Here is an 18,142-nt window from a genome sequence, read left to right on the forward strand (position 1 = left end):
CCCCCCCCCCCCGGGGTGGGGTTGGGTTGCGGGTTTTTTGGGGGGGGCCCCCCCCCACCCCCCCCCCCCCCCGCCGACGTGGGGCGGGCGGGGGTCCATCCCCGCGAGAGCAGCGCAGCCCGTACGCGCGCGACCGCTCGAAGCGGATCCGCGATGTCGGCGGCCGCGATCACGACGACGATCCACCCAGCTGTCGCGAGGGCGGCGAGGCGCTCGTGGTCGCGCCGGCGCTGCGCGGCGCTCCGCTCGTGCTGCCAGCCGTCGTACTCGACGAGCACCTTGTACGCGATGTAGGGCATGTCGCCGCGCGCGATGAAGCGGCCCGTCGACTCGTCATGGATGTTCGTGTTCGTCGCGGGCTCGGGGAGACCGGACCCGACCAGCAACAGCCTGACCCACGTCTCGCGTGGAGACTCGACACCGGTACGGACCAGGTCGACGGCTCGGCGCGCGCGTACGACGCCGTCGAGTCGTGACGCTGCCACGAACTCTCGGAGCCGCGGAGCCGTCGTCCACCCGGCGTGCACCAGCCAGTCGCCGGCGGCGACGAGGTCGCGCTCCGCGAGGCCGCTCGACGCGACGTCGACGAAGGTCCTCTCGGGGCCGAGTGTCGCGATGCCCTGCACGTCCTCGGTCACGAGCGTCCCGCGCCTGCGATGGAGCGTGATCCTGGGGTCGACGCACTCGCGCTGACGGTTCGTCGACATATGAACGGGGCCGTCCACGTCACCGATCAGCACCCCGCGCAGGTGCAGTGCGGTGAGATGGCTGACGACCGAGTCGGGAACGGCGAGGAGCGCGGCCTGAGACCGTACGACGACGGTGGGGTCGAGCTCGTGCCACCGCCAGACGCGAGGGTGCATCAGCACGAATCGTCGACCCTCCAGGACGTGCCGAGGAAGGCCGTACGCGCGGAGCTGACCGACGGCGAACGGAGCGGACCTGAGTGACTGCGGGATCGCGTGCATGCCCTGAAGGTGGGTCCGCCACGGCGTCGCGGGCCACGCCGCGCGCGACCTGTGGACAACGATGTGCGGAGAACGTCGGGCTTCTTTTGCGGAAGTCCCCGATCTCCTCACCGAATCGCGGGCCGGGGGCCTCCCACGCCGATGCCGGCGCCCGAGAGCTCCTCGTACGCCCGCGCGATCGCCAGCAGACGGCGCTCCGAGCCCGCCGGACCCACGAGCTGCAGCCCGACGGGCAGGCCCTCGGGCGTGAATCCGGCCGGCACGCTGATCGCGGGACACCCGGTGACGGTGATGAGGTACGCCGACCGCATCCAGTCGAGATAGGTGTCCTGCGGCCGACCGTTGATCGCGGTCGGGTATTCCTGGTCGGCCGGGAAAGGCGGCACCTGGCTGACCGGCATCGCGAGCACGTCGAAGGAGGCGAAGAACCGGCGCGCCTGCTCGGCGAGGGCGCTGCGCCCCGCGTACGCCTCCGCGACGTCACGCCCGGTCAGGGGACGCCCGGCACGGATGTTGTCGGCGAGCGACTCCTTGACGTCGCCGGGACGGCGGTCGAGCACGGCACCGAGCGTGTAGTCCATGAGCCAGGCGCGCAGCGTGCGGAACGTGGCTTCGGCGTCGGGGAGCTCGGGCCACGCCTCCTCGACCTGGGCGCCGGCACCCGCGAGGTCGACCCCAGCCGCGCGGACGACGTCCGCGACCGAGCGATCGACCTCAAAGGCACCGCCCAGATCGACCGACAATGCCACGCGCAGACCGCGCAGCCCGACCGGGGCGGGGTCGGCGAACACCGCGCCCGGCGTCGAGTCGGCGGTCGGCACACGCGGGTCCGGCCCCGCGAGCACGCCGAGCAGCATCGCGAGATCACCGACGTCGCGGGCCAACGGGCCCTGGACCGAGACCGTCTCCCACAGGTTCCAGGTCGGCCACGTCGGGACGCGACCCCAGGTCGGTCGCAGGCCGACGACGTTGCAGAACGACGCCGGGTTGCGCAGCGACCCGCCCATGTCGGACCCGTCGGCGAGCGCGACCATGCCCGACGCGAGCGCCGCCGCGGCGCCACCGCTGGAACCGCCGGCCGAGCGACCCGTGTCGTACGGGTTGACGGTCGTCCCGAAGACGGGGTTGAAGGTGTGCGAGCCCGCCGCGAACTCCGGGGTGTTGGACTTCGCCACCACCACCGCGCCCGCAGCGCGCACCCGCTCCACCACCAGCTCGTCGTACGCCGACACGTGGTCGGCCATCACCGGCGAGCCGAACGTCGTCCGCCACCCGGCGACGTGGTGCGTGTCCTTCACCGCGTACGGGAGACCGTGCAGCGCCCCGAGCTCCGCCCCGGACGAGGTCAGGTCGTCGGCCGCCGCGGCCTGCGCATGGGCGCGGTCGACGTCGATCGACACGAGCGCGTTGACCGTGCCGTTGACCCGCGCGATCCGGTCGAGATGGAGCGTGAGCAGCTCACGCGCGGAGACCTCGCGCCTGGCGACAGCCGCCGCCATCTCCCGCGCACTGCTGTAGACGTCGATCATCGTGACCGGCGACCGAACAGCCCTCCGGCGACCACGCCGGCCAGGACCAGGACGCCGCCGACGACCACACCCCGAACGAAGTCGTCGTTCGATCCGGCGCGGCCGCGGTCGCGCGTCGTCGACGCCGCCGGCGCCGTGAACCGCTGACCGGGCAGCGAGGTGTCGTCGGTCCGTGCCGAGGACGTTGCCTCGGGCTTCGCCGTCCCGTCGGGCTCGGCACCAGCGCCGGAGAGCGCGTCGTCCACCGCCCCGAAGAACTCACCCGCCATCCGCTTGCTCACAGCCGTGAGCATCCGCTGCCCGACACCACCGATCATCCCGCCCACGACGGCGTCCGCGGCGTACGAGACACCCGTGGTGCCGTCCCCTCGGTCGGCGAACCGGACGGCCACGTCGGCCGCCACCGTGCCCGGCGCCCCGGCGCCCTGCGCCCGCATGACCAGGGACTCGTGCGGGACGAGGTCGCTGAGCGCGCAGGTGCCCGTGTAGCTCCCGCGGATCGACGCGACCCCCGCGCTCACGGTCATCGCGTACGCGTTGTCACCGGTCTCCTCGAGCACCTCGCACCCGGGGATCGTGCGTACGAGGACCTGCGGGTCGAGCAGGGCCTCCCACACCGCGGCGACAGGTGCGTTGAGCACCGCCTCTCCGGCCACCTTCATGAGTCTCCCTCCAGAGCGGCCACCACCGCGTCGTCGCTGCCTGCGTGCGCACGCCGCAGGTCGAACAGCTCGCTCGGCGAGATCGGCATCCTGGTGATCGTGATGCCCTCCGCATCCTCGATCGCCGACGCGAAGACCGCCGCGCTGGGGATCACCCCCGCCTCTCCGGCACCCTTGATCCCGAGCGGGTTCAACGGTGACGGCGTCTCGAGGTGGTCGATGTCGATCGTCTCCGGCACCTCCGTGGCGTACGGCATGAGGAAGTCCATGAACGAGGCGTTCTGGAGCTGTCCGTGCTCGTCGTAGATCATCCGCTCGTAGAGCGCGCCGCCGACGCCCTGCGCGACACCGCCGTGGATCTGTCCCTCGACGATCATCGGGTTGATCAGACGTCCGCAGTCGTGGACGACGGCGTACGTGAGGATCTTGATCTCGGCCGTGTCGGGGTCGGTCTCCACGATCACGGCGTGCATGCCGGAGGCGAACGTCGACCGCGGCGGCGAGTAGAAGTCGCGGCTCTCGAGCCCGGGCGACGTCCCCTCGGGCACCGGGACCTTGTCGGGGTCACCGACGGAGAACTGGGTCGCCGCCTTGCTCGCCTCGTCGAACGCGTATCTCAAAGGGTTGCTCAGCACCGCCAGCGTGCCCAGACTGATCTGCGCACCGGGCGCCCCCCTGACCTCGACCACACCGTCGCGCAGCTCGAGGTCGTCGACGTTCGCCTCCAGGGCGTCTGCGGCCAGCTCGAGCGCCTTCTGCCTGACCGAGCGGGCCGTCAGGGCGATCGCGGACCCGCTCATCACCGCAGCACGGGAGGCGTAGGTGCCTACCGCGTACGGCATGCGCCGCGTGTCACCGGTGACGACCTCGACGTCCTCGAAGCGAACACCCAGCTCGTCGGCCACGATCTGCGCGAAGGCGGTCTCGTGGCCCTGCCCCTGGGTCGTCAGTCCGGTGGAGACCTTGACCTTGCCCGTGGTCTCGACCTGGATGTGGCCGCCCTCGTACGGGCCCACGCCGGTGCCCTCGACGTAGCAGGCCAGGCCGATCCCCACCCGTCGTCCCTGCGCTCGCATCTCGTCGCGCATCGCCGTGAACTCGTCCCACCCCACGAGCGCCTTGATCTTGTCGAGCATCTGGGGGAAGTCACCGGAGTCGTAGACCAGCGCCTTGCCGTCCTGGAAGATCAGCCCCTGGTCGTACGGGAACTCGTCGGGCTGGATGAAGTTGGCGGCGCGCACGTCGGCCCGGTCCTTGCCGAGGGCGGCGGAGATCGCGTCCATGGTGCGCTCCATCGCGAACACGCCCTGGGGACGGCCGGCGCCACGGTACGGGGTGACGATGACGGTGTTGGTGTAGAGGCTGTGGAACGTCACCGAGTAGACCGGCGGCTTGTAGGGCCCGAGCAGCTGCGTCGAGGTGATGATCGGGATGATCAGGCCGTACGGGATGTAGGCGCCGTGGTCGTGCCAGATCTCGACGTAGAGACCGAGGATGCGGCCGTCGTCGTCGAAGCCGACCTCGACGTGGTGCTGCTGGGCGCGCTCGTGCGCGGCGGAGACGAAGTGCTCGCGACGGTCCTCGGTGAACGTCACCGGGCGTCCCAGCGCCATCGCCGCCATCGGGACGAGCACCTCCTCGGGCCACGGGTGCACGATCTTGACACCGAACCCTCCCCCGACGTCGGGGGTGATCACGTCGACGGTCGCGAGGTCGAGACCGAGCTTGGCGGCGATCGCGGCGCGGACCCCGGTCGAGGTCTGGGTCGAGGACCACACCTGGAGACGACCGCTGTCGGTGTCCCACTTCGCGAGCGTGCCGCGGCCCTCCAGCGGGGTGGACGCGCTGCGCTCGACGTCGAGGTCGAGCGAGAGGCGGTGCGGGGCGCGTCCGATCGCCGCCAGGGCGTCGCCGGTCGCCTGGGTCGACGACGCGGCGAGGTTGCCGGGGACGTCGTCGTGCACGAGGCGGTCGGCCGCGCGCGCCGCGTCGAGCCCGACGACCGGCGGAAGCACCTCGTACGACACCACGATCCGGCCGACCGCGTCCTCGGCCACGTAGCGGTCCTCCGCCACCACCATCGCGATCGCCTCACCGACATGGTTGACCTCGTCCTTGGCGAGGGCGTACTGCGTGCGTCCGTGCGTGAGGTCGGGGTGCGGGATGAGCAGCGGGAGCGGCTCGGCCATCGCTCCTGTGAGGTCGTCGTAGGTGTAGACCGCGACGACCCCGTCGAGGTCGAGCACGGGGTCGACCTCGATGTCGACGATGCGGGCGTGGGCGTGCGGCGACCTGAGGACGGCGACGTGGAGCGCGTCGGGCGCGAGGTCGTCGAGGTAGCGGCCGCGTCCCCGCAGGAACCGCTCGTCCTCCACCCTGGCGACCCGAGCGCCGAACGCCTTGGTCGTCATGGCTGGTCCTCGCGGCTGGCGGGCCCCTGCGCGTCGCGGGCCCTGCGGATCTCGGCCGCCCGCAGGACGGAGCTCACGATGTTCTGGTAGCCCGTGCAGCGGCACAGGTTGCCCGCGATCATCTCGCGAGCCTCGTCGCGGGTGGGGTCTGGATTGTCCTCCAGGCCCGCCGTGATCGTGGTGAGGAAACCCGGCGTGCAGAACCCGCACTGGAGTCCGTGGCAGTCCTTGAACGCCTGCTGCACGGGTGCCAGGCGGTCTCCCTCCTCGGCCAGGCCCTCCACGGTCGTCAGCGAGGCCCCGTCCATCGAGACCGTCAGCAGCAGGCACGAGCGCATCGGCCGTCCGTCGACGAGGATCGTGCACGCCCCGCACACCCCGTGCTCACAGCCGACGTGAGTGCCGGTGAGGCCGAGGTCGTGGCGCAGGGCGTCGGAGAGCAGCCGTCGCGCGGGCACGTCGAGGTCGTACGCCGCGCCGTTGACGGTGAGCGAGACGTGGTGGAGCGCGTCGGGAGCGAGGATCTCCGGAGGGCTGGTCATCGGGCACCTTGCGCGTCGCTCGCCGTCGCGCGGGCGTGCGCCGCGCGCACCACCCGGCGCGTCAGCACACCCGCGAGGTGTCGCCGGTAGTCGGCGCTGCCGTGGATGTCGGTCTCCGGATCGACCGCGCCGGTCGCGATCTCCGCGGCGGCGTCGACGTTGGCGTCGCTCGCCGAACCGTCCACGAACGCCTCCGACAGGTCGAGCACGAGCGGTGTCGGCGAGACCGAGAGATAGGAGGCCCGCACTCTCTCGATGGCACCCGCTCCTCCCACGGAGACGACCGCGGCGACCCCGCACAGCGCGTAGTCCCCGTGCCGCCGCGTCACCTCGTCGATCGCGGCACCGGAGCCCGGCCGCAGCGCCGGCACCTGCAGCTCGAGCGCCAGCTCGGCGGGGCGGACGGTGCACTCCAGCGGGCCGACGAAGAGGTCGGCCGCCTCGATCGTGCGACGCCCCCGGGTCGACGCGACCGTCACGGCGGCGTCAAGCAGCGCGGCGACCGCAGGCATCTCGGCCGCGGCGTCGGCGTGGACCACCGATCCGAGCGTGGTGCCGCGGTTGCGGATGGTCGGGTGGGCGACCAGCCGGAGGGCGTGGCGCAGCAGTGGCTGGACCCGCCATGCGTCGACGTCGGTCTCGACGTCGACGTGGCGGGCCAGCGCCCCGATGCGGACACCGTCCTCGTCTGTCCGCACGTAGGCGAGCTCGGCCAGCCCGTTGATGTCGACGAGCGTGGTCGGCGAGGCGATCCGCATCGACAGCATCGGGACCAGGCTCTGGCCGCCCGCGAGCACCTTGGCGTGCGGGTCGGACCCGAGGACGTCGAGCGCCTCGTCGAGCGTGGCCGGGCGGACGTAGGAGAACGGTGCGGGCTTCACAGTGCTCGCGTCACCTCTTCCGCGCCGTCGTCGTCGGTGTCCTCGCCGTGCCGCCTCCAGGCGACCAGGTGGTAGAAGGCGATGACGAGGATCGTGCCGAGGGCGATGCCCCCCAGCTGGAAGTCGTCGGTGAAGACGAGCGTCACGTTGCCGACACCGACGATGATGCCCGCGGCCAGCCCGACGATGTTGACCGGATCACCGAAGTCGACGCGGTTCTCGACCCAGATCTTGGCGCCGACCAGGCCGATCATGCCGTAGAGCACCACCGTGATGCCGCCGAGCACACCGCCTGGGATGGCGTTGACGATCGCGCCGAACTTCGGGCACAGGCCGAGGACGATCGCCACCAGCGCGGCGAAGTAGTAGGCCGCCGTCGAGTAGATGCGGGTGGCGGACATGACGCCGATGTTCTCGGCGTACGTGGTCGTCGGCGAGCCGCCGAACGCGCTGGCGAGCGAGGTGGCGAGACCGTCGGCGCCGATCGCGCGGCCCATGTAGGGGTCGAGGTTGTCGCCGGTCATCTCGGCGACGGCCTTGACGTGACCGGTGTTCTCGGCGATGAGCGCGATGACGCCCGGGAGGACGAGCAGGATGAAGGTGAAGCTGAAGCTCGGGGCGTGCACGGCCGAGACGCCGTCGGCGAGCGTGCCGGACGGGAGGTCGAACCACGAGGCGTCACCGACGGCCGACCAGTCGACCCGCTGGTGCGCGACCTCCTCGCCGGCGCTGGGCACGAAGGAGGTGATGTCGCCGAAGAGCACGTCGGCCGCCCACGAGATCAGGTAGCCGAAGATCAACGCGAGGAAGACGGCGATCCGGCCCCAGAAGCCGGGGAGGAGCACGGCCGCGCCGACCATGAACGCCGCCGTCGCGAGGGCGATCCATTGGTCCTGCGGCCAGTAGGTCGCGGCGACCACCGGTGCGAGGTTGAAGCCGATCAGCATGACGACCGCGCCGGTCACCGCAGGCGGGAGCAGCGTGTGCAGGAAGCGCGTGCCGGCGAAATGGACCGCGACGCCGACGGCAGCCAGGACGAGACCGGCCACGAGGATGGCTCCGGTGACGTCGGCGGAGTCACCGCCCTGTCCTCGGATCGCGGCGACCGCGGCGACGAACGAGGCGCTGGTGCCGAGATAGCTCGGCACCATGTTGTTGGTGATGAGCAGGAACATGATCGTGCAGATGCCGGAGAAGAGGATCGCCAGGTTGGGATCCAGGCCCATCACCACGGGGAAGACGAAGGTGGCGCCGAACATCGCCACGACGTGCTGCGCGCCGAGCCCGGCCGTGCGGCCCCAGCTCAGCCGCTCGCGTGGTCCCACCGCCTCACCGGGAGGCGGTGTCTTGCCGTCGTGCACCACGTCCCACTTGAACATCGACATCCCGGTCTCCTCAGAGCGTGTGCGAGCCGCCGCCGGGGGATCTCGTCGGCGCACCCGGCCAATGACGAGACCCTAGTAGTGACGAGCGACATGCGACATGGTGCGAACCTGCCAACGGACCCCTGACCGGCCTGTCAGGCCTTGCTCTGCGTGTTCATCTGCCCGAAAAGAACCTGGACGGCGATAGCCTCGAGCGATGCCGAGCTTCGAGGTCACGCCGATAGGCACCGTCCGGAACGACCGGACCGACGTCCAGGAGACGGACCACTGGGGTGCCGTACGCAGCACGATCGTCCTCGATGAGCGCTTCGGCGAGGCGAGCCTCCAGGGCCTCGATGAGTTCTCCCACGTCGATGTGGTCTTCGTCTTCGATCAGTTCCCCGAGGACGACGACTACGGCGAGCCCCGTCCGTACCGCGGCCGCTCCGACCTACCGCCGGTCGGGATCTTCGCCGGACGCGGCCCGCGCAGGCCGAACCGCATCGGGGTCACGAGCTGTGCGATCGAGTCCGTGCACGGCCGCGAGCTGACCGTGGTGGGCCTCGACGCGGTCTCGGGCAGCCCTGTCATCGACCTCAAGCCCACGATTGCGGAGTTCCTCCCGGTCGGCACCACGCAGCCCTCGTGGGTCAGCGCCATGATGGCGGACTACTTCCAGACGTAGCCCTCGTGCGCCGCGTTCACTCCCGCATCTGCAGGATCTGCAGCGCCACCGCGACGTCGAGGCGCACCTGGGGGTCGGTGCTGAACGGACCGAGGATGCTCTCGAGCTTGGTGACCCGGTAGCGCATCGTGTTGTAGTGGAAGTGCTGCGTGCGTGCGGCCTCGGCCACGTTGAGGTTGACGTCGAGCAGCACCTGCAGCGTGGCTCGGAGGTCAGCAGCCGCCGCGGTGGCCTGCGCGAGCGGCCCGAGCACCTCCACGACGAAGGCGTCGAGCTCGCCCTGGTCCTCGACCTGGGACAGGAGGCGACGGACCCCGAGCCGGTCGAAGTACGTCGTCGAGCCGTCACCCTTCATCCGACGGCCGACGTCGACCGCCTTGCGGGCGCGGGCGTACGCGTCCGGGAACGCCTCCACCTCGGTCACCACGCGGCTGATGCCCGCGGAGAACGAGCGTCGCCCGCCGCCCGAGTCGCCGCGCACGGCCGCCAGCGCCTCCTCGACGACCTCGCTCACGTCCGACCCGTCCTCGGCCACCGGCAGGAGCGCGACGACCTGCGAGGAGAAGTCCGCGACGGCGATGCTCCGACCTCGTCGCTCGACCACCTGACGCCAGGCCGCGGCGAATCGGTCCTGGAACCCGCGGCGCGAGCGACCTGACACCGGCGCGTCCCCGGGTCCGGGCGGGTCGAGCTGGGCGACCACGACCACGAGCGGGCGGTCGAGCTCCCAGCCGAGTCCGCGGGCGTGCTCGAGGACGTACTGCGGGCTCTCGGCCCGGTCGGTGAGCACGTCACGCAGGAAGTCGCCGCGATACTTCCCCTCCACCGCGACGACCGCCTGCATCCGCGTGATGAGGAGCGCGGCGACGGTCGCGGCCCGCTCGAGGGCGTAGACGTCGGACGCCCGCAGCGACCGTCGTTCGCTCAGCACGACCAGCCGGGCGAGCTCGGTCCCGGAAGCGGCCACGTGCAGGGATCGGATCTCGCCGACCCCGAAGGGTCGGGGGGTGCGCATGCGCTCGACCCGGACGCGGCCGGACACGTCGAGGAACTCGCTGACCTCGAGGCTGGCGCGCACGTCGTCGCTCAACGCACCGGCCCACTCGCGTCCGTCGGTCGAGGTGACGAGGACACCGACGTCGAGCACCTGGGACACCTCCGCGGCGATCTGGTCGAGATCACCACCCTCGAGGACGATCTGGGTGAGGGCCGAGTGGAGGGCGTCGATCTGCGCGAGGACGTGCGACTGGAACGCGTTCAGTGCGGCGTAGGCGTCCCTCAGCACGTCGTCGAAGGCCACCTCGTCAGGGATCTGGACGATCGGGAATCCGAGGTCGTCGGCGAGCGCGAGCACCGACTCGGGCACCTGGTCGACGTAGCGGCCGAGCTTGATCGCGAATCCCGCGAGCCCGGCGTCGTGGAGTCCTCGCACCAGTGCCAGCATCCGGTTCACGTCGAGCCGGCGCGAGGTGTCGAGCAGCGGGAAGCCTGTCGTGACGAGCAGCTCGTGCGGCTTGACCCACCCGAGGACGTCGGGGACCTCCATCACGTTGAGGCCCGTGACGGTGCGCTCGGACCCGGCGGACCCGGCGAGCGTCTTCGCCCCGGTGAGCGCGTCGATCGCGATCACCGCGGACAGCGGGAGCCCGTACGTCGTGCCTGGCAGGTTGTGGCTTGGATCTGGCCGATCATTGGCAAGTCTCGCCATCGGCTCACCGTAGCGAACGCTCCTACGCTGACGCCATGGTCGAGCCGTTCGGATTCCGGTCCCAGGCCGCCGGGCGCCCCGACCGCCACCGGGGCGCGCACCCGTCCGCCGCCACCCCCGAGATCGCTGCCCGGCTGCACGGGCCGCGGCGGGCAGCCCCGATCGTGCACCGTGGCCCGCACGCCGTCTACGTCGACGACCGCGGGACCCGTCTGGCTGTCCTCGGCCGCGACGCGGTCGCGGTCCCCTGCGGTGTCCAGACGCCCTGGCCCGACGTCGCCGGGGTCCGGTCGGTCATCCTCGGAGGCGGGCGTTGCAGCGTCGACGACCGCGACCTCCGTGTCCAGCGGTATCTCGACGCCCGTGTCCGTCCGCTGAGCATCCGGTGGCAGGAGCACGCTCTCCCCACCGCCTCGCTCGCGACAGAGGTCGACGCCCTGCTCCGCGCCGCCGTCCCGTACGCCGCGCTCCAGGAGGACGATCCCGCCGCCGTCGACGCGCTCCTGGGTCGTGGACCGGGCCTGACGCCGCTCGGCGACGACGTCCTCGCAGGGTGGCTCGTCACCCGCCACGCCGCTGGATACCGGGGCGGCCGCGTGGCCCAGGCGGTCCTCGCGGTGGCCTCCGTACGCACGACCACCGTGTCGTCCACGTTGTTGCTGCACGCCGCTCGGGGAGAAGGCGTTCCCCAGCTGTGTGCGCTCGTGGAGAGCCTGGGCCGGCCCGGGGACGCCGACCGGCTGGCCGACCTACGCCTCGTCGGCCACACCTCCGGCGCCGGGCTCGCGCTCGGCGCAGCCCTCGCCCTGCCGTCCCCTTCGGCCGCCGCCGCCTGACCCCATCCCGAGGAGAGCGATGACCGACCACGTACGCATCCGATCGGGCGCCTACGCCGACTCGGTGACCCTGCTCCAGGTGAGCAAGCGGGTGGCCGCCTTCGCCGGGGTGGTCGACGCGCAGGTGGCGATGGCCACGGGCCTCAACCTCGAGACGCTGGCCGCGATGGGGTTCGACGTGCCCCCGGAGGCGACCCCGAACGACATGGTCGTCGCCGTGCGGCTCGACGGGGCCGTGCTCGACGACGTGCTCGACGAGGTGGATGCCGCGCTCGACGAGGTGAGCCGCCCGGCCGTGGACGGTGATGCCACCGTCGCACCGCCACGTACGACGGCGAGCGCGCTTCGCGGGGCACCCGCCGACGCGGTCGTGCTCGTCTCGGTGCCAGGTGCCTCAGCCTTCGTCGAGGCGATGGACGCGGTCGAGGCCGGGCACGACGTGATGGTCTTCAGCGACAACGTCCCGGTCGCGCAGGAGGTCACCCTCAAGAGCGCGGCCGCCGGGCGCGACGTGCTGGTGATGGGCCCTGACTGCGGCACCGCCGTCGTCGGCGGGGTGGGGCTCGGCTTCGCCAACGTCGTCCGTCCCGGGCCGGTCGGCATCGTCGCCGCGTCCGGCACGGGGACGCAGCAGGTCCTGGCCCTCCTCGACCAGGCCGGCGTCGGCGTGAGCGCCGCGCTCGGTGTCGGTGGACGTGACCTCTCGGCGGCGGTCGGCGGACTCTCCACCCGTACGGCGCTGGCCCGGTTGGACGACGACCCGGCGACCTCGCACGTGCTGGTGGTCTCCAAACCGCCCGCGCCGCAGGTCGCGGCGTCGATCGAGGCGTACGCGGAGTCCCTGGCGGTCCCGGTCGAGCTCGCCCTGCTGGCGCCGGGCACCGACCTGACCCTGCGCACCGAGGCGCTGCTCGACTCGCTCGGTGTGCGCCCCGAGCCGTGGCGTCGTTGGGGCCAGCCCGAGGAGGCCGGACCTGGCCGTCTGTGCGGGCTGTTCGTCGGCGGGACCCTCTGCGACGAGGCCATGCTGATCGCCTCCGAGCACCTGGACGAGATCCGCAGCAACATCCCGCTGGACGGTGGTCTCGGGCTCGATCCGGCGGCCGTCCTCGCCGGTGACCTCGGCGACGCGCACGTGATGATCGACTTCGGCGACGACGCGCTGACGGTCGGCCGAGCGCACCCGATGATCGACCCGACGCTGCGGCTCGGCGCCCTCCGCCGCGCCGGGACGGATCCCTCGACCGCCGCCGTCCTGCTCGACGTCGTGCTGGGCCACGGCGCGGAGCCCGATCCCGGCGCGGTGCTGGCTCCGGCCATCGAGGCCGCGCGCCAGGCCGCCGCCGACGGGGGCCGGATCCTGGCCGTCGTGGTGACGCTGGTCGGGACCTCCTCCGACCCCCAAGGGCTCGAACGCCAGGGCGAGGCGCTCGCCGCGGCAGGGGCGTACGTCTTCTCCTCGAACGCCGAGGCCACCCGCCACGCGGTAGGGCTCGTCGCACCTGCGGCCGCCCGTACCGCCACGACCGCAGGAGAGGCACCATGACCACCCCCACCGTGGTGACTGCCGGGACCGGCCTGCTCACCGACGCCGTCGAGGACCAGGCGGTGACCGTCCGACGCGTCGACTGGCAGCCCCCGATGCCCGGGACCGAGCACGACCTCGCGACCGTCGCCGCGGACCCGCTGCGTGCAGCGGCCAACACCAAGGCGGTCGAGGCCTGTCTCGGTGTGACCGCGCAGCTCGTCGACGTCCAGCCGGCGAGCGAGGTGCTCGGGCTCGCGCCCGGCGACTTCCTGCACGCGGGGCCCCCGATCACCTGGGAGCGCGCGTCCGGTCCGATGCGGGGTGCGCTGAGGGGAGCGGCGACCCTCGAAGGTCTCGTCTCCGACCCCGACGAGGCCGTCGCGTTCTTCGAGTCCGGCACCGGCTACACCCTGAGCCCGGCGCACCACCACGACGCCGTCGGTCCGATGGCAGGGGTGGTCTCGCCGTCGATGTGGGTCTTCGTCCTCGAGGACGCCTCGACCGGGGCGCGGACGTACTGCTCCCTCAACGAGGGGCTCGGCAAGGTGCTGCGCTACGGCGCGTACGGTCCCGAGGTCCTCGACCGGCTCCGCTGGATGTCGGGGGTCCTCGGGCCGGTCCTCCAGAGCGCCGTGCGATCGACCGGCCCCATCGACGTGACCGCGCTGCTCGCGCAGATGCTGCAGATGGGCGACGAGGCGCACAACCGCAACCGCGCGGGCACGCTGATGCTGCTCCGCGACCTCGCGCCGGCGATGATCCGGTCGGGGTCGCGGGCGGGCGACGTCGCCGACGCCGTGTCGTTCATCGGAGGCAACGACCACTTCTTCCTCAACCTCGCGATGCCCGCCTGCAAGCTGGCTCTCGACGCCGCCCGCGGGATCGACGGCTCGACCATGGTCGTCGCGATGGCCCGCAACGGGACCGACTTCGGCATCCAGGTCTCCGGCACCGGCGACCGGTGGTTCACCGGTCCCGCGCAGGTCGCCGACGGTCTCTACCTCGGGTCGTACGGTCCCGACGACGCCAACCCCGACATCGGTGACTCCGCGATCACGGAGACCGCCGGCATCGGCGGGTTCGCGATGGCGACGGCGCCGGCGATCGTACGACTGGTCGGCGGATCGGTGCCGGACGCGCTCGCCACGACACGTCGCATGAGCGAGATCACACTGGCCGCCAACCCGCGCTGGACCATCCCGGTCCTCGAGTTCGCCGGGACCCCTACCGGCATCGACGTGACCCGCGTGTGCCGGACCGGCATCCTCCCCCAGATCAACACCGGGATGGCCGGGCGTGCGGCGGGTACGGGGCAGGTCGGAGCCGGCCTCGTCACGCCGCCTGCCGAGATCTTCCCGGCGGCCCTCGCCGCCCTCGCCGAGGGTGCACGAGAGCGTGCCGCGGCCTGCTGAGCCGACCCCACACCCGGACACACCTGACCGAAACTCTCGACTCTCCCGGGAACGGTTCCTACGATTTGGCCATGGGGAGCTTCCGTACACCTCGCCCTGACGCCCTGCTCGTGGGCGCGCCGAAGGCGGGGACGAGCGCGCTGCACGCCGCGCTCGCACTGCACCCGCAGGTGTTCTCGAGCCGGCCCAAGGAGCCGAAGTACTTCATGTGCGCCGACGCTCCTCCGCCGTCGTACCGCGGCCCCGGTGACGCGCACAGCCAGCAGGAGTGGGTGTGGCGACGAGAGGACTACGAGGCGTTGTTCGCCGCGGCACCCGGGGACGCCGTACGGCTGGAGAGCACGCCGTTCTACCTCTATCTGCGCAACGCCCGCCGGCGCATCGCCGAGGAGCTGCCCGACGCCCGTCTGGTCGCCGTCGTGCGGGACCCCGTGGACCGCGCCTACTCGAACTGGATGCACCTGTGGTCCGACGGGCTGGAGCCCGTCGGTGACTTCGTCGAGGCGTTCGCGAGGGAGGACGAGCGGGTCGCGGACGGATGGGCTCCGTTCTGGCACTACCGCCGGCTCGGCCTCTACGGCAGGCAGCTGGAGGACCTCTACCGCCACGTCGACGCCGACCGCATCCTCGTCCTGCGCTATCGCGACCTCGTCCAGGAGCCTGCCGCGACGCTCGATCGTGTCTGTGTCTTCCTGGGTCTGGAGCCGGGCCTCGTCACCCACATCCCTCGCGACAACTCACGGCCGTACGCCGCCCCCGGGGCCGTCCACGACCTGACAGCGCGGGCGATGCGCGCCGGCGCTCGTGCCGGGGCGCTCGTCCCACCGAAGGTCTGGCGCCGCGCGAGCAAGCCGCTGGTCGCCGCGATGCACTGGCGCGGGGACACCACCCGCCCGGCGCTCGCGAAGGACGCGCGGGCCGCGCTGGTCGAGACCTACCTCGACGACATCGAGCTGCTGGAGAAGGTCACCGGACAGTCCTTCGACGACTGGCGTGGCACCGAGAGCCTGGGATCGTTCGCCGCGCGGGTCGCTCAGACGCCGGGCTGAGCGATCGACGTCATGAGGTCGTGCGCGCCGTCGGGCCGGGCGGCCTCGAAGTAGAAGCGGGTGCGTCCGTCGGGCAGGCGCACGGCGCTGGCGTAGCGCAGCGCACCGTCGGACTCCGGCGAGGCCGCCACCGGCGCGTCACCGACAGGCTCGAGCACGCCGGGGACAGCCCGCTCCTGAGCCAGCCCGGTCCGCTCGAACCAGTTGGACGCGGCGTCGGCGCGCCCGTCGTACAGCACGGTGAGGGGGGCGCGATCGAGAACGGCGGTGACGCGCGCGCCTCGCTCGTCCCACCCGCCCGGAGTGGGTGTGAGCACGGCCCCGCGGTCGACCCACGACAGTCCGTCGTCGCTCGTCGCGTAGCGGGTCGTCATGCGGTCCTCGGCCCCAGGGACGTCGAGCGGGTGGCAGCACACCCACATGTGCCATCCGTCCTCGTCGAGGAGCACGACAGGGTCCTTGACGCCCACCCTCTCGTCACCGGGGAGGACGACCGTACGGTGTCCGGCCTCCAGTCCCTCGGGCGTCGCCGCGTCCACCGCCTCGATCCACCAGTGCTTGGAGCCCGGAGTCGCGCAGCTCAGGTAGATCCGCCATCCGGCCTCTCCCCGGTGCACCAGCGCCGGCCGCTCGAACGACTCGGCGGCGAAGTCGTCGCGGTAGATCTCGGCCACCGGCTCGAACCGCACGCCGTCGTCCGAGCGGGCGACCACCACGCTGACGCCGCGGCCGGCGTGGATCGGGCGGCGGACGCGGTAGGCCAGCCAGAACGCGCCGTCGGCGTAGATCGCGGCCGGCGCACCGGCCCAGTTGCCGGGGCCTGGTGCGGGGGCCTCGACGACGACCTCGGCGCCGTCGAAGCGAGGAAGGGTCCGTTCGACGATGGTAGTCACGATTTTAAGTCTACCGATCCACTGCAGTTGGGTCGCGGGTTTCGCTCGCCGAGGTGTGCCGCTCGGCGGCTCGCCTGCGACGGCGGGCGACGGATTCTCTCACCGGTTCAACGTGATGCGATCCTCGAGAAGGCGGACGGCCTGGTCGGGCACGGTCGTGTTGACGCCCAGGTCGTAGCCGACCTTGCCCGTCCCGTGGTAGTCGCTCGAGCCCGTCACCACGAGGTCGAGCTCTCGTGCGATCTCGCGCAGGCGAGTCCGGGTGCCGGCGTCGTGGTCGTTGTGGTCGACCTCGAGCCCGACCAGTCCCAGCACGGCCAGGTCGGCGATGACCTCCTCGGTCAGCACCGACCGGCTCTGCCGCGTCCACGGGTGCGCGATCACGGGCCTGCCTCCTGCGTCGATCAGCAGCCGGATCATCTCCTCGAGGTGCGCCGCGTACCGGTCGACGTACGCCGGTCGGCCCGGCATCAGGTAGCGCTCGAACGCCTCGTCACGGTTGCCGACGACACCCATCGCGATGAGAGCGTCGGCCACGTGCGGTCGGCCCGTCGCTGCGGCGTCACCCGAGACCGCGAGGACGTCGGCCTCGGTGATCGGGATGTCGAGGTCCTGCAGCTTGGCGATCGTCTTCGGAAGGCGGTCCTGCCGTCCGCGCAGCACCCGCTCGAGCTCGGCGAGGAGGCTGGGGTCGGTGGGGTCGGGCTCGTACCCGAGGAGGTGCACCCCCTTGTAGCGATAACGGCACGAGATCTCGAGCCCTTTGACGAGGGTGATGCCCACCCGGTCGGCTGCGGTCTGCGCCTCCCCCCAGCCCGTCATCGCGTCGTGGTCGGTCAACGCCACCACGTCGAGGCCCGCCCGCGCCGCGTTCTCCACGAGCTCGGTCGGGCTGTCGGTGCCGTCGGACCGACGAGAGTGGGTGTGGAGGTCGATGAGCACGCGGTCAGGTTACCGGCGACCGTGCACCCCGGCGGAACGCAACGGTGTCGATACGGTCGGAAGGTGGATCTCTTCGCCTGGCTCGTCGAGCAGACCCCTTCGCGCGACCGCCCGGCGCTCCTGGCTGTCGACGGCGTGGACGGCAGCGGCAAGACGACGTTCGCGACGGCGCTCGCCGCCTCCGTCACCAAGGAAGGCCGCGCGGCCGTCGTCGTCCACGAGGACGACTTCTTGAATCCGCGCCGGGTCCGGCACCACCGAGGTCGCCACTCCCCGGCAGGGTTCCTGCACGACTCCTACGACCTGGCCGCGCTGAGGGAGAAGGTGCTCGACCCACTCCTTCCGGGCGGCACGCGGCGCATCGTCACCCGTCACTTCGACCACCGCTCGGACACCGCCGTCGTTGCCGACCCGCTCGAGGTCCCGACCGACGCCGTCGTGATCGTCGAAGGCCTGTTCCTCCACCGCGACGAGCTCGTCCGACGCTGGGACCTCTCGGTGTTCCTCGACGTCCCGGTCGACGAATCGGTACGCCGGATGGCGGAGCGCGACGGCACGCCCGACGATCCCGCGCACCCGCTGCTCCGACGTTACGTCGGGGGCCAACGCCTCTATCTCTCGATGTACGCCCCTCACGAACGAGCGACGCACGTCATCGACAACGCGGGCCCGGTCTCCGAATGCACGACGGTGGCGGGTCCGTGGTCACCGACCCTCGTTCGGTGAGCACGC

16 protein-coding genes are annotated in these 18,142 nt (G+C 71.8%); 6 read left to right on the plus strand and 10 right to left on the minus strand.

All coding sequences use genetic code 11. The features are described from left to right. From PV363_RS00615 to PV363_RS00645, 7 genes are all read right to left on the minus strand, one after another. Nucleotides 1–968: hypothetical protein (locus PV363_RS00615; protein WP_301021469.1), on the minus strand; the 968-nt coding region annotated here is incomplete at its 3' end. A 107-nt stretch (nucleotides 969–1,075) separates the two neighbouring features. After that, nucleotides 1,076–2,497: an amidase gene (locus tag PV363_RS00620; RefSeq protein ID WP_301021470.1), complete on the minus strand. Its 1,422-nt coding sequence runs from the start codon at nucleotides 2,495–2,497 to the stop codon at nucleotides 1,076–1,078. Next, the gene (locus tag PV363_RS00625; protein ID WP_301021471.1) at nucleotides 2,494–3,159 is read right to left on the minus strand and encodes a carbon monoxide dehydrogenase subunit G; all 666 of its coding nucleotides are present in this window, start codon (nucleotides 3,157–3,159) and stop codon (nucleotides 2,494–2,496) included. The genes PV363_RS00620 and PV363_RS00625 overlap by 4 nt, the downstream gene beginning before the upstream one ends. Next, a complete protein-coding gene (gene cutA / locus PV363_RS00630; RefSeq protein ID WP_301021472.1) occupies nucleotides 3,156–5,570 on the minus strand; it encodes an aerobic carbon-monoxide dehydrogenase large subunit in 2,415 nt (804 codons plus the stop codon). Before cutA ends, PV363_RS00625 begins: the two co-directional genes overlap by 4 nt. Next, complete coding sequence (locus PV363_RS00635) at nucleotides 5,567–6,112, minus strand: (2Fe-2S)-binding protein (RefSeq protein WP_220366057.1); 546 nt, start codon at nucleotides 6,110–6,112, stop codon at nucleotides 5,567–5,569. The genes cutA and PV363_RS00635 overlap by 4 nt, the downstream gene beginning before the upstream one ends. Then, nucleotides 6,109–6,993 carry an FAD binding domain-containing protein gene (locus tag PV363_RS00640; protein ID WP_301021473.1) on the minus strand — a complete coding sequence of 295 codons (885 nt, stop codon included), beginning with the start codon at nucleotides 6,991–6,993 and terminating at the stop codon, nucleotides 6,109–6,111. Before PV363_RS00640 ends, PV363_RS00635 begins: the two co-directional genes overlap by 4 nt. Further along, nucleotides 6,990–8,378 (minus strand): solute carrier family 23 protein, encoded by a 1,389-nt coding sequence (locus PV363_RS00645; protein ID WP_220366059.1) that lies wholly within the window; start codon nucleotides 8,376–8,378, stop codon nucleotides 6,990–6,992. Before PV363_RS00645 ends, PV363_RS00640 begins: the two co-directional genes overlap by 4 nt. Before the next feature lie 196 nt (nucleotides 8,379–8,574). Here PV363_RS00645 and PV363_RS00650 point away from each other — a divergent pair, with 196 nt between their 5' ends. Then, complete coding sequence (locus PV363_RS00650) at nucleotides 8,575–9,042, plus strand: TrmO family methyltransferase (protein ID WP_220366060.1); 468 nt, start codon at nucleotides 8,575–8,577, stop codon at nucleotides 9,040–9,042. A gap of 16 nt (nucleotides 9,043–9,058) precedes the next feature. Here the strand turns inward: PV363_RS00650 and PV363_RS00655 are convergent, their stop codons facing one another. Next, nucleotides 9,059–10,750, minus strand: coding sequence for a PucR family transcriptional regulator ligand-binding domain-containing protein (locus tag PV363_RS00655; RefSeq protein WP_220343900.1), 1,692 nt, complete (start codon nucleotides 10,748–10,750; stop codon nucleotides 9,059–9,061). Between the two features lie 35 nt (nucleotides 10,751–10,785). On the opposite strand from PV363_RS00655, the gene PV363_RS00660 reads away from it, so the two are divergent. The 4 genes from PV363_RS00660 (at nucleotide 10,786) to PV363_RS00675 (ending at nucleotide 15,575) form a co-directional block, all read left to right on the plus strand. Then, nucleotides 10,786–11,586, plus strand: a complete 801-nt coding sequence (locus PV363_RS00660) for a DUF2877 domain-containing protein (RefSeq protein ID WP_220366062.1) — start codon at nucleotides 10,786–10,788, stop codon at nucleotides 11,584–11,586. Nucleotides 11,587–11,605: 19 nt separating this feature from the next. Continuing rightward, nucleotides 11,606–13,132 (plus strand): FdrA family protein, encoded by a 1,527-nt coding sequence (locus PV363_RS00665; RefSeq protein WP_301021474.1) that lies wholly within the window; start codon nucleotides 11,606–11,608, stop codon nucleotides 13,130–13,132. Next, entirely contained in the window at nucleotides 13,129–14,526 is a 1,398-nt protein-coding gene (locus tag PV363_RS00670) for a DUF1116 domain-containing protein (RefSeq protein WP_220343897.1), read from the plus strand. The genes PV363_RS00665 and PV363_RS00670 overlap by 4 nt, the downstream gene beginning before the upstream one ends. 71 nt (nucleotides 14,527–14,597) lie before the next feature. Beyond that, nucleotides 14,598–15,575 (plus strand): sulfotransferase, encoded by a 978-nt coding sequence (locus PV363_RS00675; RefSeq protein ID WP_220346391.1) that lies wholly within the window; start codon nucleotides 14,598–14,600, stop codon nucleotides 15,573–15,575. Here PV363_RS00675 and PV363_RS00680 read toward each other — a convergent pair. Then, nucleotides 15,560–16,468, minus strand: a complete 909-nt coding sequence (locus PV363_RS00680; RefSeq protein WP_220346390.1) for a hypothetical protein — start codon at nucleotides 16,466–16,468, stop codon at nucleotides 15,560–15,562. The genes PV363_RS00675 and PV363_RS00680 overlap by 16 nt on opposite strands. 99 nt (nucleotides 16,469–16,567) lie before the next feature. After that, complete coding sequence (locus PV363_RS00685; RefSeq protein WP_301021475.1) at nucleotides 16,568–17,410, minus strand: PHP domain-containing protein; 843 nt, start codon at nucleotides 17,408–17,410, stop codon at nucleotides 16,568–16,570. Nucleotides 17,411–17,473: 63 nt separating this feature from the next. On the opposite strand from PV363_RS00685, the gene PV363_RS00690 reads away from it, so the two are divergent. Beyond that, nucleotides 17,474–18,136 carry a zeta toxin family protein gene (locus PV363_RS00690; RefSeq protein WP_301021476.1) on the plus strand — a complete coding sequence of 221 codons (663 nt, stop codon included), beginning with the start codon at nucleotides 17,474–17,476 and terminating at the stop codon, nucleotides 18,134–18,136. The last annotated feature ends 6 nt before the right edge of the window (nucleotides 18,137–18,142 follow it).

Source organism: Mumia sp. (assembly GCF_028803055.1).
Lineage (GTDB): Bacteria > Actinomycetota > Actinomycetes > Propionibacteriales > Nocardioidaceae > Mumia.

Excerpts from the sequence above, each read along its gene's own strand:
- PV363_RS00620 (WP_301021470.1), bottom strand. The coding sequence starts at position 2,497 with ATGATCGACGTCTACAGCAGTGCGCGGGAGATGGCGGCGGCTGTCGCC.
- PV363_RS00625 (WP_301021471.1), bottom strand. The coding sequence starts at position 3,159 with ATGAAGGTGGCCGGAGAGGCGGTGCTCAACGCACCTGTCGCCGCGGTG.
- cutA (WP_301021472.1), bottom strand. The coding sequence starts at position 5,570 with ATGACGACCAAGGCGTTCGGCGCTCGGGTCGCCAGGGTGGAGGACGAG.
- PV363_RS00635 (WP_220366057.1), bottom strand. The coding sequence starts at position 6,112 with ATGACCAGCCCTCCGGAGATCCTCGCTCCCGACGCGCTCCACCACGTC.
- PV363_RS00645 (WP_220366059.1), bottom strand. The coding sequence starts at position 8,378 with ATGTCGATGTTCAAGTGGGACGTGGTGCACGACGGCAAGACACCGCCT.
- PV363_RS00650 (WP_220366060.1), top strand. The coding sequence starts at position 8,575 with ATGCCGAGCTTCGAGGTCACGCCGATAGGCACCGTCCGGAACGACCGG.
- PV363_RS00655 (WP_220343900.1), bottom strand. The coding sequence starts at position 10,750 with ATGGCGAGACTTGCCAATGATCGGCCAGATCCAAGCCACAACCTGCCA.
- PV363_RS00660 (WP_220366062.1), top strand. The coding sequence starts at position 10,786 with ATGGTCGAGCCGTTCGGATTCCGGTCCCAGGCCGCCGGGCGCCCCGAC.
- PV363_RS00665 (WP_301021474.1), top strand. The coding sequence starts at position 11,606 with ATGACCGACCACGTACGCATCCGATCGGGCGCCTACGCCGACTCGGTG.
- PV363_RS00670 (WP_220343897.1), top strand. The coding sequence starts at position 13,129 with ATGACCACCCCCACCGTGGTGACTGCCGGGACCGGCCTGCTCACCGAC.
- PV363_RS00675 (WP_220346391.1), top strand. The coding sequence starts at position 14,598 with ATGGGGAGCTTCCGTACACCTCGCCCTGACGCCCTGCTCGTGGGCGCG.